Origin of the sequence: Microcoleus sp. MON2_D5, from assembly GCF_036701905.1 — a bacterium.
Lineage (GTDB): Bacteria > Cyanobacteriota > Cyanobacteriia > Cyanobacteriales > Microcoleaceae > Microcoleus.
Window position 1 is genome coordinate 1 of the sequence record NZ_JAUBRM010000003.1, and the last position, 22940, is coordinate 22940.

Annotated in this window: 14 protein-coding genes; 10 read left to right on the forward strand and 4 right to left on the reverse strand. The window is 44.8% G+C overall.

Annotated elements, in window-relative coordinates; translation table 11 throughout:
- A partial coding sequence (locus tag QUA47_RS01550) for a serine/threonine-protein kinase PknK (RefSeq protein WP_333429444.1) occupies positions 1 to 4288 on the reverse strand: 4288 nt, incomplete at its 3' end.
- 409 nt (positions 4289 to 4697) lie between these two features.
- On the opposite strand from QUA47_RS01550, the gene QUA47_RS01555 reads away from it, so the two are divergent.
- Positions 4698 to 5186 carry a hypothetical protein gene (locus tag QUA47_RS01555; RefSeq protein ID WP_333429445.1) on the forward strand — a complete coding sequence of 163 codons (489 nt, stop codon included), beginning with the start codon at positions 4698 to 4700 and terminating at the stop codon, positions 5184 to 5186.
- 123 nt (positions 5187 to 5309) lie between these two features.
- Here the strand turns inward: QUA47_RS01555 and QUA47_RS01560 are convergent, their stop codons facing one another.
- The 3 genes from QUA47_RS01560 to QUA47_RS01570 form a co-directional block, all read right to left on the reverse strand.
- Positions 5310 to 5978: a 2OG-Fe dioxygenase family protein gene (locus QUA47_RS01560; protein WP_333183333.1), complete on the reverse strand. Its 669-nt coding sequence runs from the start codon at positions 5976 to 5978 to the stop codon at positions 5310 to 5312.
- 188 nt (positions 5979 to 6166) lie between these two features.
- Positions 6167 to 6931, reverse strand: coding sequence for an HpcH/HpaI aldolase family protein (locus QUA47_RS01565; protein WP_006634056.1), 765 nt, complete (start codon positions 6929 to 6931; stop codon positions 6167 to 6169).
- An 89-nt stretch (positions 6932 to 7020) separates the two neighbouring features.
- Entirely contained in the window at positions 7021 to 7533 is a 513-nt protein-coding gene (locus QUA47_RS01570) for a hypothetical protein (RefSeq protein ID WP_333429446.1), read from the reverse strand.
- A gap of 161 nt (positions 7534 to 7694) precedes the next feature.
- Here QUA47_RS01570 and QUA47_RS01575 point away from each other — a divergent pair, with 161 nt between their 5' ends.
- From QUA47_RS01575 to QUA47_RS01615, 9 genes are all read left to right on the forward strand, one after another.
- Positions 7695 to 9803 (forward strand): FAD-dependent oxidoreductase, encoded by a 2109-nt coding sequence (locus QUA47_RS01575; protein WP_333429552.1) that lies wholly within the window; start codon positions 7695 to 7697, stop codon positions 9801 to 9803.
- Positions 9804 to 10197: 394 nt separating this feature from the next.
- Entirely contained in the window at positions 10198 to 15915 is a 5718-nt protein-coding gene (locus tag QUA47_RS01580) for a HAMP domain-containing protein (RefSeq protein WP_333429447.1), read from the forward strand.
- A gap of 173 nt (positions 15916 to 16088) precedes the next feature.
- Complete coding sequence (locus QUA47_RS01585) at positions 16089 to 16916, forward strand: protein-glutamate O-methyltransferase CheR (protein ID WP_333406118.1); 828 nt, start codon at positions 16089 to 16091, stop codon at positions 16914 to 16916.
- The gene (locus tag QUA47_RS01590) at positions 16870 to 17595 is read left to right on the forward strand and encodes a chemotaxis protein CheB (protein WP_333281330.1); all 726 of its coding nucleotides are present in this window, start codon (positions 16870 to 16872) and stop codon (positions 17593 to 17595) included. Before QUA47_RS01585 ends, QUA47_RS01590 begins: the two co-directional genes overlap by 47 nt.
- Before the next feature lie 7 nt (positions 17596 to 17602).
- Positions 17603 to 19669 carry a response regulator gene (locus QUA47_RS01595; protein WP_333429448.1) on the forward strand — a complete coding sequence of 689 codons (2067 nt, stop codon included), beginning with the start codon at positions 17603 to 17605 and terminating at the stop codon, positions 19667 to 19669.
- A 141-nt stretch (positions 19670 to 19810) separates the two neighbouring features.
- Entirely contained in the window at positions 19811 to 20638 is an 828-nt protein-coding gene (map, locus tag QUA47_RS01600; protein WP_333429449.1) for a type I methionyl aminopeptidase, read from the forward strand.
- A 205-nt stretch (positions 20639 to 20843) separates the two neighbouring features.
- Entirely contained in the window at positions 20844 to 21536 is a 693-nt protein-coding gene (locus QUA47_RS01605; protein ID WP_190663224.1) for a response regulator transcription factor, read from the forward strand.
- Positions 21537 to 21656: 120 nt separating this feature from the next.
- Positions 21657 to 21815, forward strand: coding sequence for a hypothetical protein (locus QUA47_RS01610; RefSeq protein ID WP_333429450.1), 159 nt, complete (start codon positions 21657 to 21659; stop codon positions 21813 to 21815).
- Between the two features lie 402 nt (positions 21816 to 22217).
- Complete coding sequence (locus tag QUA47_RS01615) at positions 22218 to 22517, forward strand: hypothetical protein (RefSeq protein ID WP_333429451.1); 300 nt, start codon at positions 22218 to 22220, stop codon at positions 22515 to 22517.
- The last annotated feature ends 423 nt before the right edge of the window (positions 22518 to 22940 follow it).

Here is a 22940-nt window from a genome sequence, read left to right on the forward strand (position 1 = left end):
GTCCCTCTTGGGTGGCGTTATTTAAAACTACGTTTTCCTGGGTGCGGATGACGTAGTGGGCGATCGCACTTGCCAGTCTGGGCGTTTCCCCAGAAGCAGCTTCTGCATTGAGGGGAAGCGATCGCAGCACGCTAATTTCATCCTCCTTCACGGAACCTTCAGCCTCTATCGCCCAGTTTCCTGCTTTTTCTAAAATTAAAAAGCCTTTTTGGGCGCCTGCATTTTCGATCGCAATTTTCATCAACCTTTCCAGCAGCTTGCTCAAAACTATTTCACCTGAAATTGCTTGGGAAGCTTTCATTACTGTGGCTAAATCTAGTGTATCTCCCAAATTAGTGCTAGTGGTAGTAGCCTTATTGGTTGTTCGGTTAACTGTTGTTTGAGTTGTTGTCTTGGCTGATGTTCTAGCTAGGAATTGGGGATATTTCTTTTCTAAATCCTCAACTTTAGCTATAGCGCCCCACAGTTGGTAGCTATAATGAGCGTTTTGCATATAAGCTTGGGCGATCGTGTCTTTGCCCCATGCCAAGTAAAATTTGGCAGCAAGTTCGTGAGCGAGTGCTTCTTCGTTGATGTATTCGTTTTCTTTAGCAAGGGAAATAGCCTTGTCGTACATTTCGATTGCCTCTACTTTTTCCCCTAAAACCCGATGGCGTTCTGCCTCTACTAGATAGAATTTATGCAAATAATTCATTGGCCCATGATGCGCCCATTTTTGCATTTTCTCTTGATTAGCTTGTACTCTGTCAAGAATGCCCTGTTGCTCTGACTGTGGAGTATCAGAATACACTGCCAACCGCACCAAAGAATCGTAAAAATGGAAGATAGGAAAAGGGGGCATTCCTACCAATGCGTCTATATATTTCTCTGCTATAGCTGTATTTTCAATCGCTTCTGAGTAATTATCAAACCAGTAACTAAGTAAAAGTTTGTTCCAATATATGTAAGCAACTCCCGTTTTATCGTTTGCTTGCTTGTGCAATAGCAACTTTATATCCTCATCGCACACTTCGCCCTTTAGAAGGGAGGGATTTTCACTTTTTTCGAGCAGATTCAAGGTAGCCTGCCAATAGGTTTCTATATAATTAAGCGCTGTTTGTTGGTTGATTTTATGAACAGCATCTCTGTAAGTTGCCATCTCTCTTTCAAGGACAGTCAGTTGTTTGCCGCTAGAGTAAGCTGAACAGGAATACTGTTGTAGATTATAGCCAGCATATTCTAAATCTCCTGTCTCTATTCCGCTAGAGTAAGCAGACACTAAATGCTCGCAGGTTTCTCTCAGATGCTCTTTCCAATGTCGGGTAAATATATTTACAATGACAACTGTCTTGGCTTTGATTTCTTGAGCATTCAACTTTGACAAGAGACTTAAAGCTAATTGACCGAACTGATAACCCGAATCAATATCCTCCACAATTCCACAAAGAAGAAAACCATAATTGGCATAAGCAAAGGGAGAAACAGAAGCATTACCATATTGGACGGATAATTGTACTTGTTTGCACACAGTCAATGGCAATATTTCGGGAGCAGCAATGTATGAAGCAGCAAAGATAGTTGAAATAAGTCTCATGACTGCTAATTTATATGGATCGGTCATTGGAGGTAGGTCAATTAAATCCTCAATTCGCTTCCCGTTCAAAATTGCCACAGTTTCCCCTAGTGCCTGTCCAATATCCGACGGGTTAGGCTGAGACGGAAACTCTACTCCTAACAGCTTTACAGCCTCTAACGCTGTATTAACTGCTTCTAGTGGCTTCTTCTGCAACACATAAGCTTGGATCTGGACTTCATACACTTTTACTGTGTCCAATAGCGTTTTAGCGCAGTTTTGGACTATCTCAACGAATCTCTGCATTAGGTCAAAATCACCACTCAGAAATGCTGCCTCTGCTGCTTCGGTATGCAGCGCTAATGTTAGTTCATACTGACTGTTCCAGCTATCTTCTACTAACAGTCCCAACCCTGCTTGCAAATATTTAATCGCCGACTCATGGGCTGTAGCTGCTTTGGCTTTTTGACCGGCAATTAAATTTAGTTTAGCGATTTCAGTGCGTTCGGATTCGTCGCTAAGCAGTTCAATTCCTAAATTAAGATGATCGACGATCGCAAATATCTCTTCCGCTCGTTTCTCTGGCGAGGTATTTTGCCACAGCAAGCGACCGATTTGTAAGTGAACTGTTTTTTTAGAACTTTCCTCAATCAAAACATAAGCTGCTTGTTGCACGCGATCGTGCAAAAACTTGTAAGTAGTGATTACTAGATGAGATTCAACGATTTCTTCTTCTGTTACGCCGAGTTCAGAAGTGGCTAAAATTAATCCATCTTGGATCGCGGGCACTAGCTCTGTAAAAGTTTCGGCGGTAGATTTTTCGTTGACTATCGAGAGAGTATTTAAGTCAAAACTATTGCCCACACAAGCAGCTAACCGTAAAGCCTGCTGAGTTGAATCTGGCAGTTTTCTCAATTTACCGACCATCAACTCAACGACGTTATCGGTAATCCCTACGGCTTCAATTTCTGAAATATTCCAATCCCAGTTTCTTTGCTCATAATTAAAATTCAGGAGGTTTTCTTCATAGAGAGTTCTCAGAAACTGATTGACAAAAAAAGGATTGCCTTGAGTTTTACCGACGACTAACTCAGCTAGGAAGATGACTGAGCCTCTATCCCTCCGTACAGTATCAGCTATCAAGTTAGTAATATGTTCGATATCTAAGGGAGTTAAGGTAATGTGGTTAATAGTCGCGCCTTGATTTTGCAGCCCCTCCAGAGTCATGATTAAAGGATGGGTCTGGCTCACTTCGTTATCTCGATAAGCACCAATTAGAAATAAATATTTTGTTTCCTCATCTGCAATCATTACTTGCAGCAGTTTCAAAGTAGCGGAATCAGCCCATTGTAAATCATCTAGAAAAATGACTAAGGGATGCTCGACTGAACAAAACACTCGGATAAATTTTTGAAATACTAAATTAAAACGATTTTGCGCTTCCGTAGCACCTAACTCTTGGACGGGTGGCTGTTTGCCAACAATGAGTTCTACGTCGGGAATGACATCTATAATGATTTGACCGTTATCACCAAACGCCGCTAAAAGTTTTTCTTTCCAAGTGGTGAGTTGCGTTTCGCTCTCAGTTAATAGTTGCTTGACTAATGACCCAAAAGCTTTGACAACACCCGCATAAGGAACATTGCGTTGAAATTGGTCGAATTTTCCAGCAATAAAATAACCGTTTGCCTTTGTAATAGGTTTATAAACTTCTTGCACTAAGGCTGATTTGCCAATGCCAGAGTAACCCGACACTAACATAATTTCTGTTGTGCCATTGCTGACGCGCCCGAAGGCTGCTAATAAGGTTTCTATTTCGCGTTCTCTACCATAAAGTTTTTGAGGTATTTGAAATTTATCCGTAATATCTTTTTGGGCGATCAAAAAATCCGCTATCGTTCCTTTTGCCTGTAGTTGATCCAGGCATTCTTCTAAATCTGCGATGATTCCCCAAGCACTTTGGTATCTTTTTTCAGCCGTTTTTTCTAACAGCTTCATTACTATATCAGACACCGCTTTAGGAATTTCTATTTCTGCCTTGATTTCATGGGGCGGTACTGCTTGTTTAGCAATATGACAGTGCACTAATTCCATTGCATCGTTGTAATCGCATGGCAGTTGCCCTGTTAGCAGTTCGTAAAAAGTGACTCCTAATGAGTAGAAATCAGTGCGGTAGTCTATCGAGCGGTTCATTCTGCCTGTTTGTTCCGGCGATATATAGCTAAGAGTGCCTTCTAAAACATTAGGATTTTTTAGGGTAGGATTTTCACGAGTTAAAACAGTAGAGATGCCAAAATCTATGATTTGGACTAGCCCGGTTGTCGAGTTAATAATAATATTGCTAGGGTTGATATCTTTATGAATTATTTTATGTTGATGAATTTGACCTAAAGCTCGGGTTATTTTAATAGCTGTTGACAAAAACTCTTCTAAGGTAACTTTTTGATCGGCCAACCACAGCTTTAATGATTTTCCACCACAATCCTCGAAAATAATCGCCAAACTGTTCTGGTATCTTTCTAAGCTGTAGGTTTTAGGTACACTTTCTAGGTTAAGATTGCGTGTAATTTCGTATTCCTGCTTGTATCTGACTAACGAAGCTGGCATCGGATAATCTTGCTTGAGGAATTTGAGAATAACTGGTTGGTTGTCTTGCTTTCTCAATCCTCGGTAAACTACAGAATTGTTAGTTTCATGTATTTGGTTGGTAATCTCGTAGCCAGCTAAGTTAATCATTTTTGCAGCCTATTTTAATAATAAATACACATTTTTTTAGCAATTATCAATTTCTAAGTAGATGTATCCTCTAATATAAAGACTAGCCTGCACTTTAAGCAAAATTTAAATTTCAACTAAAAAAATATTATTTTTTACATTTCTTCAAAAAAGTACAAATAAAGATTTATGTTAGGAGTGATCTCGCTCCACAGTTTCCTGCAAAATCCGGCAAAACAGAGTGAAGGGATCTCGCCGTTGAGCTTCCTCGGAGATTTGTACCGCTTGTTATAGTTACTAGATCTATAGCCAGATATGGGGGGACTGGCGGGGGGTAAATTTGACTTTTGCAAGAACTCTAAAGAAGTTTATAGAGAACCTGTGATCGTGTAGAATCTGAAAAAATAATTTTAATGGAGTTTTGTTGCAAATGAAATTTTTGGCGCTCGAAACACTAATTGTTAGTTCTATCCTTCTGTCAATCTCATCATTATCCTCTGCTCAAAGTAATCAACAGGGCTCTACAATTCTCCCCACAGGAACTTACTACGCTCAAGGAACAATGTTCAATAACTCCCGTAGAGAGATTGCACATCAAAACAATAGAATCTGCATCAAGATCGTCGATGGCCCTGCAAATCCCTACAAAGGAGTCGAATCTATCACAATTAGCAGCGTGTCTTTGGAAAATGGGAAATTCTATATTGATGCAACTGGCACAGAGCTAGTATTAAAAAACAATGGAAAAGCATTCTCTGGCGACATTCGCGGTACATGGGAGTATAGAGGTATCTCGCCCGATCCAAGGAGTCAACCCATACAAGCTAAAAAAATGGCAGAATGTGTAGCTGCTCAAGGACGATATGTGCAGAAGATGGAAGGAATATCCATTTCAGGAATCGATTTTCCCAAGCATTAACCACGATCGAGATGGGTGGGGGCGAAACCAAAAGGTGCTCTGTGAGATGCAGTAATCGGTAATCGAAGTAAGGTGCGGAGTACGCACCCTACTTCATTAGGTTATGCGTCCAAGACTGTATCCTCAATCGCAAAGCAAACTCGGAGAAGTCAGCACAAAGACATCCCTGGTTCCCACCCCTTCAGATTCCGGTTTAATCGGCGTAGTAAAGTGGAAAAACTCGTGGTCGTTAACTAACAGCAATTCCCCTGGCTGCAGAACTTTATTAAAAACAGGCTTCTCTTTTTTAGCCAAGTACAAATGCGTTTCCCCGCCTACAATATTAGTTCTGTCAACCGAGAAAATCCCGATAAAGTCAGTACCGTCTTGGTGAATGCCTTCCGGTGCGGGGTTGCCGAAATTGTGCGGCGAACAAGTCGTCCTGATTTGATGGATGCCGATTTCAGCTTCCGGGTGAATTTTGCAGGAATCGAAAAAAGCAAAAATCATCTGTTTGAAATTATCGAGGGCGATTAGCCGATCGTCCAATTCGGCAAATTCCCGCCTGATATCACCCACTAGCGGATTGTATGTTTTGCTTTGAAACAAATAGCCGTGAGGTAACTTAACTAACTCATCTCCGTTGACTGTAAACCGCGACAATCTTCTAGAACGATACTTACCTTTCACATACGGATCGACAGGCATATCGTCAAAAAATTCCTTGAAACCTTCTAGCTTAATCGAGTTTACTTTCTTGAAAGTAAACATGAAGGCATAATCCAAATGAATGGATTCTAATACGGTTTTCATAGATTTTACTTCCTTAAGCCTTGCTCCCCTCCCTAATTTTGCCTTGAGGAGGTGTATGCTTCTACTCTAGCGCAGGTTTTTTGTATGTGTCGTAAAAGACACTACTAAAATTGCAAAGATATCGTAAAGCTTGCAATATGAATCGGGGGGGTGGTTCTTCTTTTAATCCCAAATCCAAAATCTAAAATCTAAAATCGATTGACCGCTTTCACCAGCGACTGACAGGCCCGCAGGAACACGGCAACATCGACCCCAAGTGTGACGTACTGAACGCCAGCATCAATCCACTGCTGGGCGATTTCGGGGTTGTCAGCAAAAGTACCCGCAGCTTTGCCTGCTTTGCGGATGGTTTGCACTGCCTCCTGCATCATGTCGATGACTCGGGGATCGCGGACTTGGCCGGGAATGCCGATCGACTGTGACAGATCGTAAGGCCCTAGAAAAATCACGTCCACCTCTGGGACAGTAACAATTTCTGCCAGGTTGTCGATGCCGCCTTTGCCTTCGACATGAATCACAACTAAGGATTCTTCGTTGAGTCTATCGGTGATATTTGTACCTGCGGCGGTGTAAAGTCCCGCCCGCGTAGCGAAGGAAAGGCCTCGCGTGCCCAAAGGACTGTATTTAGCGCTTTTGACAGCCGTTTCGGCATCGATTTTGCTTTCAATTTGAGGTACTTGAACGCCGGCACTACCGATATCAAGAGCTCGTTGAATTTGCGGCCCGTCGTTTTTGCGGACGCGAATAATCGGTGCAATTCCAGTGCAGTCGGCTGCGCGACACAAATCTTCAGCAGCAAGCGGGTTCAGGGGGCCGTGTTCCATATCGATAACGGCGAAATCAAATCCAGCGTGACCGCATATTTCCATGAATGCGGGATAAGCGCAGTTCATAAATAAACCGAGGACGGTTTCCCCTTGTTTAATTTTTTGTTTGAGTTGGTTTTGACGCATAAATTTGGAGTTTTTTTACCGCCGCTGACGACCGATGAACCTAATTTTTTTTTAATAAAACAGCTAAAATATTGCTGTTACAAATTACTTTAGGTTAAGAGAATAGACAAAAACTTTGTAGCTGCTTTTGCTTCTCTTTTAAAAGGAATCAAGCACAAAAGCCAGCCAAAAATAAACATTCCTAAAATGGGTAAAAATATTGCTCCCACGGAGGGCTCGACTAACCAAGCAAATAAAGCAAACATTCCAATACTGCCAGTCGTCCACAGCCAAAGAATCAAAATTCCTATAACTATTTTATGTAAACTCATCCTAATTTTGATGGAACAACCGAACTGTTGAGTATGTATTTCTCCTTGTATAATTGGGAACAATAAATTTCGACCGATCATGATGCGATTGATTGTGAAGCTTTTGCCAGAAATCGTTCCTTCATAGGGTTTCGCAGGTGGCGGCCCAAAGGGTATAATTATTCTAACAACTTTGGGAGGAGTAACAACTTCGTCCAACCTGCGTAAAACCTCCGAAAAAGTTAAACTGGTGGTAATTGTTAAACTCTCAAAAGGAATCAATGACCTAAAAAATTTGACGATTTTGAGCATAAGGTAGAGCCGACTGTTCAATAGTTGTTGCTGGTATTAATGCCTCTTCTCTAAAAAAGTTTTCCCTGACAACACCGCGAAATACCAGTATACTGCAAAATAAACATTTAGATGGCATGAGTGTTTTTCGCGCTATGTCAAAATTAATTCCACAATCTCCGATGAAACTTCGACAGTATCTATTTTTGCTCAAAGGTCGATCGATCCTTAGCCTCACCCTCGGCATCATTTCCGCGATAGGGAGCATTTCGCCAGTATTTGCCGCACCTCCCCGCAATCCCGACACTGCTGAAACTTGCGACATTCTAGTAGCAGGCGGCGGGCTCGCAGGCGCTGCTACCGCTTACGAAGGTTTGCTGGCGGGGCGCACAGTTTGCCTTACTGAAATTACTGACTGGGTAGGCGGTCAAATTTCCTCCCAGGGAACTTCCGCACTCGATGAAAGAGAGACTCAGCGATCGCTCTTATTTTACCCCCGTGGCTACCTCGAATTGCGGGGGCGGATCGAGGAACATTACGGCCGGCTAAATCCCGGAGGCTGTTGGGTTAGCTATTCGTGTTTCATGCCCTACGACGGTCACAAAATTCTATTTAACATCTTGCAGGATGCCGCTAGAAAAGGCAAAGGCACGCTGAAATGGTTTCCCAATACGGTTATTAAAGAACTAGCAATTACTCCTGCTGTGGCCGGCAATGCGGTTGGGGGCCAACAAATTAAAAGTGCGATCGCCATTCAACACAAACCCGCCGCCAACACGCCACCACTCAACACCGAAACTCTTTCTCAAACTATCGAAGATGCCTATCGCTACGAAAATTCGGCGCGCTTTAATAAAACTATTATTCGGTTTATTCCTAAAGCATCTCAGAACCCCCCTAACCCCAGAAGAGGGGGGAATTCCACAAGTTCCCCCCCTGTACAAGGGGGTGCTGATTGGTACGTTGTAGATGCCACTGAAACAGGGGAATTGATCGGACTTGCCGATGTTCCCTACCGCCTCGGAATTGACCCGCGTTCTCCTCTCGAACCTTCCTCCCCCAGCCCAACCGGCGACGCTTACTGCACTCAAGGTTTTACCTACACCTTTGCGATGCAAGCAACGAAGGAACCGCAGCAGCATCAAGTGCCGTCTTTTTATCAACAATACGCTCCTTACTACAGCTACGAATTGCAGAGATTGGCGAGCTTTCCCTTAGTTTTCACCTACCGCCAAATCAGGAGCATGAGCCCGGATGAAAAGCGACCTTCAGACCCGAAGCAATTCCCGATTTATCCCGGGGATATTTCCATGCAAAACTGGACTTGGGGCAATGATTATCGTCCCGGTTCTGCCCAGGATAATTTAATTTATTCTCGCGAGCAGTTGGAAGAAGCAGGTCAACTGCAACCGGGGGGATGGATGGGCGGTTTGCGAACGGAAACTTTGCGAAAGGGAGAGGAAAATGCCAAAGGATTTTTCTACTGGCTGGTAACAGGAACTACTGACTCGCAGCTAGGAGAGGGAGTCAAAAAGCCTAATCCAAACAATCGTTTTTTGAGCGGGTTGGATTCGCCGATGGGGACGGTGCACGGACTTTCTAAATATCCTTATATGCGGGAGGGCCGGCGCATTATTGGGCGGCCGAGTTTCAATCAGCCTCAAGGTTTTACTGTGTGGGAAGTTGATATGTCTCGGACTGACTTTACGACTGATTTTTACCGCCAGAATTTGTCGGAGGAAGAGTATCGCAATTTGTGGTTGGCTGTGGGTGGTTTGAATGCGCCGGCTTTGGCTGTGGGAAGTCAATCTGTTGAGGATACAAAATCGCGATCGCGCGCTACGATTTATCCTGATTCTGTGGGTATCGGTCATTATGCGATCGACTTTCACCCCTGCATGACCAACAGTCCGCCGGAAGCACCGGGAAATACCGAACGCGAAGGCACTCGCAAAGCTCAAGGGCAAGCTTATCCGTTCCAAATTCCGCTGCGGGCAATGATTCCCCAGAAAATTGACAATATGTTAGTGGCAGGTAAAAGTATTGCTGTTAGCCACACAGCGGCGGCTGCTTATCGAGTGCATTCTTTTGAATGGTCTGCCGGTGCAGCGGCGGGAGTTACGGCTGCTTTTTCCTTGGAAAAAGGGATTCTACCTTATGAATTAGTGGACGAATTGCCGTCCCGCGAGCCGAACTTGGAAGTGTTGCAGTTGCGGTTGCAACAAAATGCCAATCCGATCGCCTTTCCGGGTACTTCTATTTTCAATAGTTCGTGGCAAAATTGGAAATAATCGCAGTTGGTAATCTGTAGCGCTGGCATCCTGCCCGCCCTACAATAAAATTCACTCTTTGTAGAACAGGATGGAACAGGCTTTCGGGCTTGTTCCTGACACCCGACAATTAACTGGTTACCAAGAAGAGCCTGCGAACCAGTATAAAATAACCAATAACAAAATAGCTGATAAACAGCAATTTGTCATCCATCTTTCGACAGAAGCAATCAGACACTGCTTTAGTTGGATAATATCAATAATCTCAAAAATATTCCCCCCTTCCCCTTCAAACTCGTCAAAGGTAACGCTCATGTCAACTGCACAGATAACAAGCCCCAATTCCAATAATGGTTATGCCAAACAGTTACTTAGAACCTTAGTGGCAGTCAAAAAAGGGGACTTTTCAGTTCGGATGCCCATAGACCAGACCGGTCTAGCGGGGAAAATTGCTGACGAACTTAACGACATTATCGATCTCAATGAGAGAATGGCGGCCGAACTCGAGCGGATCGGCACAGTTGTCGGTAAAGAAGGCAAAATCGCCCAGCGGGCAACCATTGGCAGCGCCGAGGGGTCATGGGCAGCTAGCGTAAACTCTGTCAATACCCTAATTACAGATTTAGTGCAACCAACCTCTGAAACCGCCAGAGTAATTCGGGCCGTAGCAAAAGGAGATTTATCGCAAACTATCGCCTTAGAAATAGAAGACAGACCCCTCAAAGGAGAATTCCTCCAAACAGCGCAAATTGTTAACACAATGGTAGACCAATTGAGCTCCTTTGCGTCGGAAGTAACGCGGGTGGCTAGGGAAGTGGGAACCGAAGGGAAATTAGGGGTGCAAGCTGAAGTTAAAGGAGTTGCTGGAACTTGGAAAGATTTAACGGATTCAGTTAACTCGATGGCGGGGAATTTAACAGCACAAGTGCGTAACATTGCCGAAGTGACAACTGCGGTGGCAAATGGCGACTTGTCGAAGAAAATTACAGTAGATGTAAAAGGTGAAATTCTCGAACTGAAAAACACGATTAACATCATGGTGGATCAGTTGAGTTCCTTCGCATCTGAAGTAACGCGGGTGGCGAGAGAAGTGGGAACCGAAGGCAAATTAGGCGTGCAAGCAGAAGTGCGGGGAGTTGCAGGAACCTGGAAAGATTTAACGGATTCAGTTAACTCGATGGCCGGCAATCTTACCGCACAAGTACGGAACATTGCCGACGTGACGACTGCTGTGGCAAATGGTGACTTATCTAAAAAAATTACTGTAGATGTTAAAGGTGAAATTCTGGAGTTAAAAAACACTATTAACATCATGGTGGATCAGTTAAATTCCTTCGCATCTGAAGTAACGCGGGTGGCGAGAGAAGTGGGTTCCGAAGGCAAACTCGGCGGTCAAGCTGAGGTGAAAGGAGTTGCAGGAACTTGGAAGGATTTAACGGATAGCGTTAACTTCATGGCAGGCAGTTTGACAGCACAAGTGCGGAACATCGCTGAAGTGACAACCGCTGTGGCCAAGGGCGACTTGTCGAAGAAAATTACCGTAGATGTTAAAGGGGAAATTCTCGAACTTAAAAATACCGTCAACACGATGGTTGACCAGTTAAATTCCTTCGCATCTGAAGTAACCAGGGTTGCTAGGGAAGTGGGAAATGAAGGAAAATTAGGCGTACAAGCTGAAGTGCAGGAGGTAGCAGGAACCTGGAAAGATTTAACGGATTCAGTTAACTCAATGGCCGGAAATTTAACAGCACAAGTCCGCAACATTGCTGAAGTGACGACGGCTGTTGCTAACGGCGACTTATCTAAAAAAATTACGGTACAGGTTAAAGGAGAAATTTTAGAACTGAAAAACACCATTAACGTGATGGTGGATCAGCTTAATTCCTTCGCTTCTGAAGTAACGCGGGTGGCGAGAGAAGTGGGTTCCGAAGGTAAACTCGGCGGTCAAGCGGATGTCCGAGGCGTAGCAGGAACTTGGAAGGATTTAACGGATTCAGTTAATTTTATGGCGGGTAGTTTGACAGAGCAAGTACGGAATATTGCGGCTGTTACGACTGCTGTGGCAAATGGCGACTTATCTAAGAAAATTACCGTCGATGTTAAAGGTGAAATTCTTGAACTGAAGAACACCGTCAACACGATGGTGGATCAGTTAAATTCCTTTGCTTCGGAAGTAACCAGGGTTGCTAGGGAAGTGGGAACCGAAGGGAAATTAGGCGTGCAAGCAGAAGTTAAAGGAGTTGCTGGAACCTGGAAAGATTTAACGGATTCAGTTAACTCGATGGCGGGGAATTTAACAGCACAAGTGCGTAACATTGCCGAAGTGACAACTGCGGTGGCAAATGGCGACTTGTCGAAGAAAATTACAGTAGATGTAAAAGGTGAAATTCTCGAACTGAAAAACACGATTAACATCATGGTGGATCAGTTGAGTTCCTTCGCATCTGAAGTAACGCGGGTGGCGAGAGAAGTGGGAACGGAAGGTAAATTAGGTGTGCAAGCTTACGTGCGGGGTGTAGGGGGAACTTGGAAAGATTTAACCGATAATGTTAACTTGATGGCGGGGAATTTGACCGCGCAGGTGCGGAATATTGCGGAAGTGACGAAAGCGGTGGCAAATGGCGATTTGTCCAAGAAAATCACCGTGGATGTCAAAGGCGAAATTCTGGAGTTGAAAGACACTATTAACGTGATGGTGGATCAGCTTAATTCCTTCGCTTCTGAGGTAACGCGGGTGGCGCGGGAGGTGGGAACCGAGGGTAAATTGGGCGGTCAAGCTGAGGTGAAAGGAGTTGCGGGAACTTGGAAAGATTTAACCGACAACGTAAACTCGATGGCGGGGAATTTAACAGCGCAAGTGCGGGGTATTGCTAAGGTTGTGACGGCGGTGGCGAATGGCGATTTGAAGCGCAAATTAATGCTGGAAGCTAAGGGAGAAATTGCGACTCTGGCAGATACGATTAACGAGATGATTGATACGCTGGCGACGTTTGCCGATCAAGTTACTACCGTGGCGCGGGAGGTGGGAATTGAAGGGAAATTGGGCGGCCAGGCGAAGGTTCCGGGCGCGGCGGGGACGTGGCGAGATTTGACGGATAATGTGAATGAATTGGCGGCGAATTTGACTACTCAGTTGCGGGCGATCGCCGAAGTGGCAATTGCTGTTACCAGAGGCGATTTAACGAGGTCAATTTCCGTCGCCACGGAAGGAGAAGTTGCGATCGTTAAGGACAACATTAACCAGATGATCGCCAATCTCCGGGAGACTACGCAGAAAAATACTGAGCAAGATTGGCTGAAAACAAACCTTGCTAAGTTCACTCGAATGCTACAAGGTCAGCGGGATTTAGAAACTGTTTCTAAACTAATTCTCTCAGAATTGACGCCGCTGGTGTCTGCTCAGCATGGCGTCTTCTTTATGATGGAAGCTGTCGAACACGATCCGTTTCTCAAACTGTTAAGTACCTACGCATACCGCGAACGGAAGCATCTGGGAAATAGATTTAATTTAGGCGAAGGTTTGGTAGGACAGTGCGCCCTGGAAAAGGAACGCATACTGTTGACAGAAGTGCCCGAAAACTACGTTAAAATTTGCTCTGGACTGGGAGAATCTACGCCGCTGAATGTGGTGGTTTTACCCGTATTATTTGAGGGACAAGTGACGGCAGTAATCGAGTTAGCTTCGTTCCGCCGCTTCAGCGAAATACACTTGACATTCCTCGACCAACTTACAGAAAGTATCGCCATTGTCTTAAATACAATTGCGGCGAGTATGCGGACGGAAGAGTTGCTGAAACAGTCACAGTCTTTGGCAGAAGAGTTACAAACTCAGCAAAAAGAACTAACGGAAACTAACAAGCGCCTCGAACAACAAGCGCAGTCACTCCGCGCATCTGAGGAACTGTTGAAGAGTCAGCAGGAAGAGTTGCAACAAACGAATGAAGAACTAGAAGAACAAGCTGAATTGCTAGCGCTGCAAAATAAGGAAGTTGAGCGGAAAAACCGAGATATCGAACAGGCGAGGGGGTTGTTGGAAGAAAGAGCCGAACAGTTGGCTCTAACTTCTAAGTATAAGTCGGAGTTTCTGGCAAATATGTCTCACGAGTTGCGAACTCCGCTAAATTCGCTGTTGATTCTGGCTCGATTGCTTTCTGACAATACTGAAGGCAATTTGACTCAGAAGCAAGTTGAATACACGCGCACAATTTACTCGGCGGGAAATGATTTGCTGGGGCTGATTAATGACATCTTGGATCTCGCTAAGATTGAATCAGGCACGATGTCGGTGGAAATTGAGCAAGTGTTGTTTACGGACTTGCGAGATCATTTGGATCGGACTTTCCGCCAAATCGCCCAGGATAAGAAGTTGAGTTTTAAAATAGAGCTTGAGGCTGGGTTGCCAAAAGGTCTCTATACTGATGCTAAACGGCTGCAACAAGTTTTGAAGAATCTCCTCTCTAATGCGTTTAAGTTTACAGAGCGAGGTGAGGTGAAATTGCGTGCCGAAGTAGCGCGGGAAGGGTGGAGTTTAGAGATAGAAAGTTTAAGGAGTTCCCCTACTGTTTTGGCTTTCTCAGTTAGCGATACCGGGATTGGGATTTCTGCTGAAAAACACAGGGTTATTTTTGAGGCTTTCCAACAAGCAGATGGTAGCACTAGCCGCAAATACGGGGGCACGGGTTTGGGTTTGTCAATTAGTAGAGAAATCGCTAATTTGTTAGGCGGAGAAATTAAATTGACAAGTAGCCCTGGTGAGGGTAGTAGGTTCACGCTTTATCTGCCACAAACTTACCAAGAATCGCGAATAATAATCACTGATACGGGCTCGGGAACGGGCAAGCAAACGCCTCAATTACCCTCTGCTACTTCTCCCGCACTTCCTTTGCCGAATTTCCACTTGCCGATCGCGCCTTACCCCTCACCTTTAATCTCTGATGATCGAGAAAATATTGAGAGTGACGATCGCGTGCTTTTGATTATTGAAGATGATGTAAACTTCGCTCGAATTCTGTTGGATATGGCGCAGGAACAGGGTTTTAAAGGTTTGGTGGCTTTGCGGAGCGATATCGGTTTGGCGATGGCGCGAGAGTTCAAGCCAACTGCGATTATGCTGGATCTAAATTTGCCTGTGATGGATGGCTGGACAGTGCTCGATCGCTTGAAGCACGACCCAACTACGCGCCACATTCCGGTTCACATTGTATCAGTTGAAGAAGGGCGGCAGCGCAGTTTGCAGTTAGGGGCGATCGCGTACTTACAAAAGCCTGTCAGTCGCGAAGCCTTGAGCAAAGCTTTGACTGATATTAAGGGTTTTGTCGAGCGGCCAGTGAAGAGTTTGCTAGTCGTGGAAGACGACGAAACACAGCGTCTGAGCATTGTGGATTTAATCGGCAATCACGATGTTTCTACAACGGCTGTGGGGAGTGGTGCAGAGGCGCTAGCAATTTTGAAATCGGGGCATTTTGACTGCGTTGTACTCGATTTGGGACTACCAGATATGACTGGTTTTGAACTTATCGATCAGATCAAGCAAGAGGCTAATTTGAAAAGTCTGCCGATTATTATTTATACGGGCAAAGACTTGACAAGATCCGAAGAAACTCAACTCAAGCGCATGGCGGAAACAATCATTGTTAAAGATGTGCGATCGCCGGAACGTTTGTTAGATGAAACAGCTTTGTTTTTGCACCGAGTCCAAGCAAATTTGCCGGAACCAAAGCGCCAAATGCTAGAGCAACTGTATCAAACAGATTCGACGCTCGCGGGCAAAACAGTCTTGATTGTTGACGACGATATGCGGAATATTTTCGCCCTCACGAGTATGCTGGAGCGCCATAAAATGAAGATTGAGTATGCTGAGAATGGGAGAGAGGGCATTGCTAAATTGCAAAATACGCCTGACATAAATATTGTGTTGATGGACGTGATGATGCCAGAGATGGACGGTTACGAAACAATGGAAGCAATTCGTAATATGCCTCAATTTGCTTCGTTGCCAATGATTGCTCTTACTGCGAAAGCTATGAAGGGCGATCGGGAAAAATGTATCGAAGCTGGTGCGTCTGACTACATTACCAAACCTGTTGATACGGAACAGTTGCTCTCGCTGCTGCGTGTCTGGCTTTATCGCTAATGGAAGTCAGTTGTCAGTTGGCAGTTGACTGTTGGCAGTTGTTAGTTATTAGTTGTCAACAGTCAACAGTCAGCAGTCAACAGTCAACAGTCAGCAGTCAACAGTCAACAGTCAACAGTCAACAGTCAACAGTCAACAGTCAACAATGCCCCCTAACCAATTAGTAATTAAAAATGCCCGAAAGCCATGAACTTGAAACAATCGAAATTCAACTCCTACTAGAGGGAATGTTTCGCTATTACGGATTTGATTTTCGCAATTATGCTCTTGCCTCTCTCAAGCGCCGTATTTGGAACACTATTCGCTCGGAACGGCTCACCACTGTCTCGGCACTTCAGGAAAAGGTACTTCACAATCCTGCTTACCTAGACCGTTTACTGCTGGACATTTCTGTCAATGTAACGGCGATGTTTCGCGATCCCAGCTTTTACATTAGTTTCAGAAATAAAGTGGTGCCGCTACTGCGTACTTATCCTTTTATTCGGATTTGGCACGCTGGATGTTCAACGGGAGAAGAAGTCTATTCTATGGCAATCTTGCTGCAAGAAGAAGGACTTTATGACCGTTGTCGGATTTACGCTACGGACATGAATGAATTAGTTTTGAAAACAGCCAAAACAGGGATATACCCGCTGAAACAAATGAAAGAATATACGCAACTCTACCACCAAGCGGGGGGCAAGAAAGCGTTTTCTGAGTATTACACTGCTGCCTATGAAAATGCGATTTTTCGCTCTTCACTTAAAGATAATATTGTCTTTGCTCACCACAACCTAGCAACGGATAATTCTTTTAATGAGTTTAATGTTATTTTATGCCGTAATGTGATGATTTATTTTAACTCACACCTCCAAGAGCGGGTACACAAGCTTTTTTATGAGAGCCTAACAATGTTTGGAGTTTTGGGACTAGGACATCAGGAGTCTCTGACTTTTACACCTTATGAAAAATACTATGAACCAATTGAAAGTAGTGAGAAAATCTACCGAAGAGTTAAATAAAAAAAATTTTGAAATAGTGGTTGTTGGCACGTCTTTGGGAGGGCTAGAGGCTCTGACTGTGCTGCTGGCAAATTTGCCACAAAGCTTTCCTTTGCCTGTAGTTATTGTCCAACACCGCCATAAGAGTTCTCAGAATAGGCTGACTTATTTTTTACAAAAGCAAAGCTCTCTCCAAATCACAGAGGCGCAAGACAAAGAGGAGATCGTACCTGGACGGGTTTACTTGGCTCCTGCTGACTATCACTTGCTAATAGAATCGCCCTCTGACGAGGAGTTTAGCCTGTATGAAAACGACTTTACAGAAGGGGGGAGCGTGGCAGTGGAGCCAATCCACAATTCAAAATCCCCAATCCCCAATCGCGGAACTCCTAAATTTGCACTATCAACTGAGGCTCCTGTCTGCTACGCGCGGCCCTCAATCGATGTGCTGTTTGAGTCTGCTGCGGATGCCTTTGGGGAGAAAGTTATCGGCATAATTTTAACGGGAGCTAATTCGGATGGCACTAAAGGGCTGGCAAAAATTAAAGCTGAGGGAGGATTGACATTTGTGGAGGAACCGGCTTCAGCTCTATGCCCGGCCATGCCAGCGTCGGCGATCGCAAATGTTGAAGTAGACTGGATTTTACCCCTCTCTAAAATCGCTCCCTGTTTAGTCAATTTGCTAAGAATTAAAGATTAAAAAAATTATGACTCTGCAGCCCCCCCATCGAGTAAATGTCCTTTTAGTTGACGATCGCCCAGAAAATTTGATAGCTCTAGAAGCTATTCTCAACAGCCCGTCTTATCATCTAGTACAAGCTAATTCGGGCGCGGAGGCTCTGAGATGTCTGCTTAATGAAGATTTTGCGGTAATTTTGCTTGATGTGCAGATGCCGGGAATGGATGGATTTGAGACAGCTACATTGATTCGCTCTAGAGATCGATCGCGAGCGACTCCGATTATTTTTATCACAGCATTCAGCAGTAATGACACCCACGTGTTTAAAGGTTATTCTCTGGGCGCGGTGGATTACCTCTTCAAACCCTTAGAACCGGAAATATTGACCTCGAAGGTGCAGGTATTTGTGGAATTGTTCCAAAAAACAGTCGAGGTGAAGCAGCAAGCAACACAGTTAGCTGCGGTTAATAGTGAACTAAAGAAAAGTGAAGAGCGGTTTCGCACTTTGTGTGCTTGTTCACCACTGGGAATTTACTTAGCTGACGTTGAAGGCCGCTGTACTTACATCAACCCGCGTTGTCAAGCGATTTGCGGGTTAACTTTGGAGGAAAGTTTGGCAGAGGTTTGGCAGCGGGAAGTTCATCCAGAAGATCGCGATCGCGTAGTAGCAGATTGGTTAGCTTGGATTAAAGAAAGCCAAGAATATTCTAACGAGTTTCGATTAGCTGATAGCGAAACTGTGCGGTGGATTCACGTGCAGTCGTCGCCAATGTTTTCGGATTTTGGACAACTGATCGGTCACGTGGGCACGGTTAGAGATGTCACAGACCGCAAGCAAGCAGAGGAAGAACGCGGCAGACTAATCCGCGAACAAGTGGCGCGGCAAGAAGCGGAGAGAGCTAACCAGATGAAGGATGAATTTCTAGCTATTCTCTCTCACGAACTCCGTACTCCTTTAAATGCAATTCTCGGCTGGTCTAGGCTGCTTCGCTGCAAAACATTTGACCAAGAAACTATTGATAAAGCCCTAGAAACAATTGAGCGCAATGCTAAATCTCAAGCTCAACTCATCGAAGATATTTTAGATGTTTCGCGGATTCTGCGGGGCAAAATAAATTTAAATATGCATCCGATTCGGTTGGAATCTGTGATCAAGTTGGCAATAGATTCATTGCAGCCGCTGACTGAGGAAAAATCAATAGTCCTAGAATTAACGTGCAGTCCAAATGTAGGTGAAGTGATCGGCGATTTCGATCGCTTGCAGCAAATTGTGTGGAATTTGCTGTCAAATGCGATTAAGTTTACTCCGCAAGAGGGTAAAGTAGAAGTGCGGTTAGAGTCAGTTGGAGATGAGGCTCAAATTCAGATAATTGATAGCGGCATTGGTATCGCTCCTGATTTTTTGCCTTATGTTTTCGATCGCTTCCGCCAAGCTGATAGCAGCACAACTAGGTCTTACGGGGGTTTGGGACTGGGATTGGCGATCGTCCGTCACTTGGTGGAACTGCACGGCGGTAAGGTGGATGCAGAAAATAATCCGGGCGAGGGTGCGAAATTTACGGTGGCTTTACCTCTGGCACAGAGGAAGACCCGAGGTGCAGAGGATGATTGGTCGCCGCTCAATGAGGCGACAGAGACTCTCCCCACTCTGGCTAATTTGCAATTGCTGGTGGTGGATGATGACGATGACACGCGGGAGTTTTTGATTGCTTTACTCGAGGACGAAGGAGCTATGGTGCGATCGGCGGCATCGGTGGCCGGGGCTCTAGATGCACTGGAGAGTTATTGGCCGGATCTGCTGCTGAGCGACATTGGAATGCCGGAAGCAGACGGTTATGAGTTGATCGCCCGGGTGAGAGAAATGGAAAGGCTCAGGGGTGGAAAGATGCCTGCGATCGCCCTGACGGCCTACGCCCGAGAGGAAGAGCGGCAGCAAGCGCTGGAAGCTGGTTTCCAGACGCACTTATCTAAACCAGTTGAGCTAACTAAGTTAATTGCCGCAATTGCTAACCTCACAGGAAGGCTCGGAAATCCCGAGCAGACGGACTCGGCGGTTTCAACCGCTTTGTTGACCCCGCAATCCCGTGCCGATTAGTGAGAAAAATATTAAGCTAGCTTAAAGGACAAGCGATCGACAGTTCGGAACAAGACACTCGTTTTTCCACAAAAAACTGGATATTTGCCGGTTTTTGCTTCAACCTGCCGTCAAAGTACAAAATTACCCGCCAATCAATACATGAATATTTTTAGCAGTCTGCTTTCTGGTCCAACTCAAGCACCACAAGTCAAAAAACAGCGTCGAGGCATTGAAATTAAGTCGGAACGCGAAATCGAAATTATGCGACAGGCAGGGAAAATCGTTGCAACGGTACTCAAAGAAATTTCCCTAATGGTAAAACCGGGAATGACTACTGCTGATTTGGATGCTTATGCCGAAAAACGCATCCGCGAAATGGGTGCAACTCCCAGTTTTAAAGGCTATCACGGTTTCACGGGATCGATTTGCTCTAGCATTAATAACGAAGTTGTTCACGGCATCCCCAGCGCCAAAAAAGTAATTCGGGCAGGAGATGTTCTCAAGGTAGATACTGGGGCATATTATCAAGGTTTTCACGGCGATTCTTGCATCACGATCGCAGTTGTGGAAGTGACTCCCGAATCGGCAAAATTAATCCGAGTCGCAGAAGAAGCTCTCTACAAAGGCATCGAACAAGTGAAGGCTGGAGCCTATTTGCTCGATCTCGCGGGTGCGATCGAAGATCATGTCAAAAGCAACGGTTTTAGCGTGGTTGAGGAGTTTACCGGCCACGGTGTCGGGCGAAATTTGCACGAGGAACCCTCGGTTTTCAATTTCCGCACGCGGGAAATGCCGAACGTGAAATTGCGAGCCGGCATGACATTGGCGATCGAACCAATTCTGAATGCCGGTTCTAAGTACACTCGGACGCTTTCTGACAAGTGGACTGCTGTAACCGTTGACAATGCTATGTCGGCTCAGTTTGAGCATACTGTGTTGGTGACAGAAACTGGTTATGAAATTTTGACAGATCGTTCAAAAGTTTAAGTGGAAGGGTTCAAGAATAATTTTGAGTTTTGAGTTTTGAGTTTTGAATTAAAGATTTAATAACTTTTTAATCGTTAGATCAAAACCTAACTCAAAGCTCTTGAGTTGAACAACAATTTTTTTAGTTCCTTCGATGGATGGAGTGACAACAAGACTTAAATGCGGCTAAATTAAAAAATAGTGGTAAAGCGTAAGGGTAACAACTATGTCAGCACGATTATTATTGGTAGATGATGAACCGGGCTTGCGGGAAGCAGTACAAGCTTATTTGGAAGATAGCGATTTCGCGGTTGAGGTGGCGAGTAATGCTCGGGATGGGTGGGAACTCTTGCAGCAGACTAATCCGGATTTGGTGATTTCAGACATTATGATGCCCCAAGTGGACGGTTATCAATTTCTCAAGCAAGTGCGGGAAGATCCTCGCTATAAGGCTTTGCCGGTGGTGTTTTTGACGGCTAAGGGGATGACGAGCGATCGCATTCAAGGCTATCAAGCAGGCTGCGATGCTTATCTTTCTAAACCCTTCGATCCCGACGAGTTAGTAGCAATAGTAACCAATTTGCTGGCCCGCCGCGCGGCTGCTAAGGAGACGAGCGAAAATGCTGAAAGTCCAGATATTGCTGCTTTGACAAGCCAAATGGCGAGAATTGAGTCTTTGCTGAGCGGGCGGAGTTCGATCGCCCAAAGTCCTTCGCCGATTAAAATTGATTTGACTCCGCGAGAACAAAGTGTTTTGGATTTGGTTGCTCAAGGTTTGATGAATAAGGAAATTGCCCGCCGCTTGGAAACTAGCGTGCGTAATGTGGAAAAGTACGTCAGCCGTTTGTTTAGCAAGACGGGTACTAACAGCCGTACTGAGTTGGTTCGCTTCGCTCTCGAACACGGCTTGACGAAATAGGAGCCCTCTCGACTTGGCTGGAGGCTGTGCCTCGCCGAGCTGCGTTACCAGGCTCTTCCTGGTAACGAGAATTATGAAAAAACTTAGAAATGTTAAGATATAAGTATTGACAGATATCCGGTGGCTGTGGTAAATCACATCAGCTTGCTGGTGGCAGCGCGGGAGTGCGAAAACTGGTGTGCGAAAACTGGTGTGCGAAAACTGGTGTGCGATCGAACTTCTCACCCACTTTGCTTTGAGTCTGAGATGAACATTGGCAAAGGCTGGGGAATTACTTAACGGGAAAACCTGACTGTTTAAGAGTTTTCACGTAGTAAATAGAAAGGCAAACAGTTGACCGGATATGCTCCGTTAAGCAAACTTGCCGCGAAGAGTCAGATAAGGTTATATCCTCTGGAAAAAGAAGTCGCTATTCATTAATGACTCTGCTCAAAAACGGATACTTGCGAACGGCAGGAGTGGTAAGTAGCCCACAATTTTAGACCCTCGTTCAAGCTCTCAGATTCATCTGTGGAGTAAATCTAAAATCTAAAATCTAAAATCGACTCACAGCGCTCTAAAGTAGCGGCGGATGTTGGATGTATAGCAGCACCAAAGTTTGGTTTATATCAGGAGGATACCATGAGGAAAATCACGGCGCGACAAACAATAAGTGCCATAGTAGCACTGCCGATCCTACTAATGGCCAATACAACTCAAGCTTTTGCCGCTGATACCAGTCAGAAAAGAGATCCAATTAAGAAAGTTTCGGATTTTGGCGATGAGCTAGATGTTGATATTGGGCCCCCAACAACCATCAGCATTGAAGAAAGCGAGGAGTGGGATGAACCTGATTTTACAGCTACTTTAGATATGGAGATTAGTAAATTTATGACAAACAATCTTCAAGCTGTAATTGATGAGCCGCCGCCGGTAGTTTATCTCAGTGCGGCGAGGGGCCAGTCAACCCGGGCCTGCCGGATTTCGGGGATCTGCGAATAACTGAATCGGAGTTGGGCGATCGAATCTTTTGCTGGGTACAATTGGAGCGATCGTAAAGATTTCAGTAAAATTAGGTTGATTTTGCTGGGAATATGCGAATAACAGAGTATGTATTTTTTCGGGTATGCTTTAATTTGAGCCGCTACAACAATAAGTATGCAGGCAGAAATAAACTTAACTAATTGATGGTTCCGTGTGAAATAAAATCGCCAAAACGGGCAGAAATAAACTTAACTATGTGATTATTTGCGGTAATTTGCAAACGTAAAAACGGGTAAAAGTAAACTTAGAGCAACCGCCCAAACGGTTAGGACGTTCTTAATTGCACTTTCCCCTGCGGTCGATTCCTTCCATCCGTGACATCCGTGACATCGGTTAAATAATCTGTTGCCGAACTTCCATCCGTGATACCAATTTTTTATG

What these genes read in the sequence shown, in the direction of transcription:
- QUA47_RS01555 (WP_333429445.1), top strand. Translation starts at nt 4,698, where the DNA reads ATGAAATTTTTGGCGCTCGAAACACTAATTGTTAGTTCTATCCTTCTG.
- QUA47_RS01570 (WP_333429446.1), bottom strand. Translation starts at nt 7,533, where the DNA reads ATGCTCAAAATCGTCAAATTTTTTAGGTCATTGATTCCTTTTGAGAGT.
- QUA47_RS01595 (WP_333429448.1), top strand. Translation starts at nt 17,603, where the DNA reads ATGACTCTGCAGCCCCCCCATCGAGTAAATGTCCTTTTAGTTGACGAT.
- map (WP_333429449.1), top strand. Translation starts at nt 19,811, where the DNA reads ATGAATATTTTTAGCAGTCTGCTTTCTGGTCCAACTCAAGCACCACAA.
- QUA47_RS01560 (WP_333183333.1), bottom strand. Translation starts at nt 5,978, where the DNA reads ATGAAAACCGTATTAGAATCCATTCATTTGGATTATGCCTTCATGTTT.
- QUA47_RS01585 (WP_333406118.1), top strand. Translation starts at nt 16,089, where the DNA reads ATGCCCGAAAGCCATGAACTTGAAACAATCGAAATTCAACTCCTACTA.
- QUA47_RS01575 (WP_333429552.1), top strand. Translation starts at nt 7,695, where the DNA reads ATGAAACTTCGACAGTATCTATTTTTGCTCAAAGGTCGATCGATCCTT.
- QUA47_RS01615 (WP_333429451.1), top strand. Translation starts at nt 22,218, where the DNA reads ATGGCCAATACAACTCAAGCTTTTGCCGCTGATACCAGTCAGAAAAGA.
- QUA47_RS01580 (WP_333429447.1), top strand. Translation starts at nt 10,198, where the DNA reads ATGCCCATAGACCAGACCGGTCTAGCGGGGAAAATTGCTGACGAACTT.
- QUA47_RS01605 (WP_190663224.1), top strand. Translation starts at nt 20,844, where the DNA reads ATGTCAGCACGATTATTATTGGTAGATGATGAACCGGGCTTGCGGGAA.
- QUA47_RS01590 (WP_333281330.1), top strand. Translation starts at nt 16,870, where the DNA reads ATGAACCAATTGAAAGTAGTGAGAAAATCTACCGAAGAGTTAAATAAA.
- QUA47_RS01565 (WP_006634056.1), bottom strand. Translation starts at nt 6,931, where the DNA reads ATGCGTCAAAACCAACTCAAACAAAAAATTAAACAAGGGGAAACCGTC.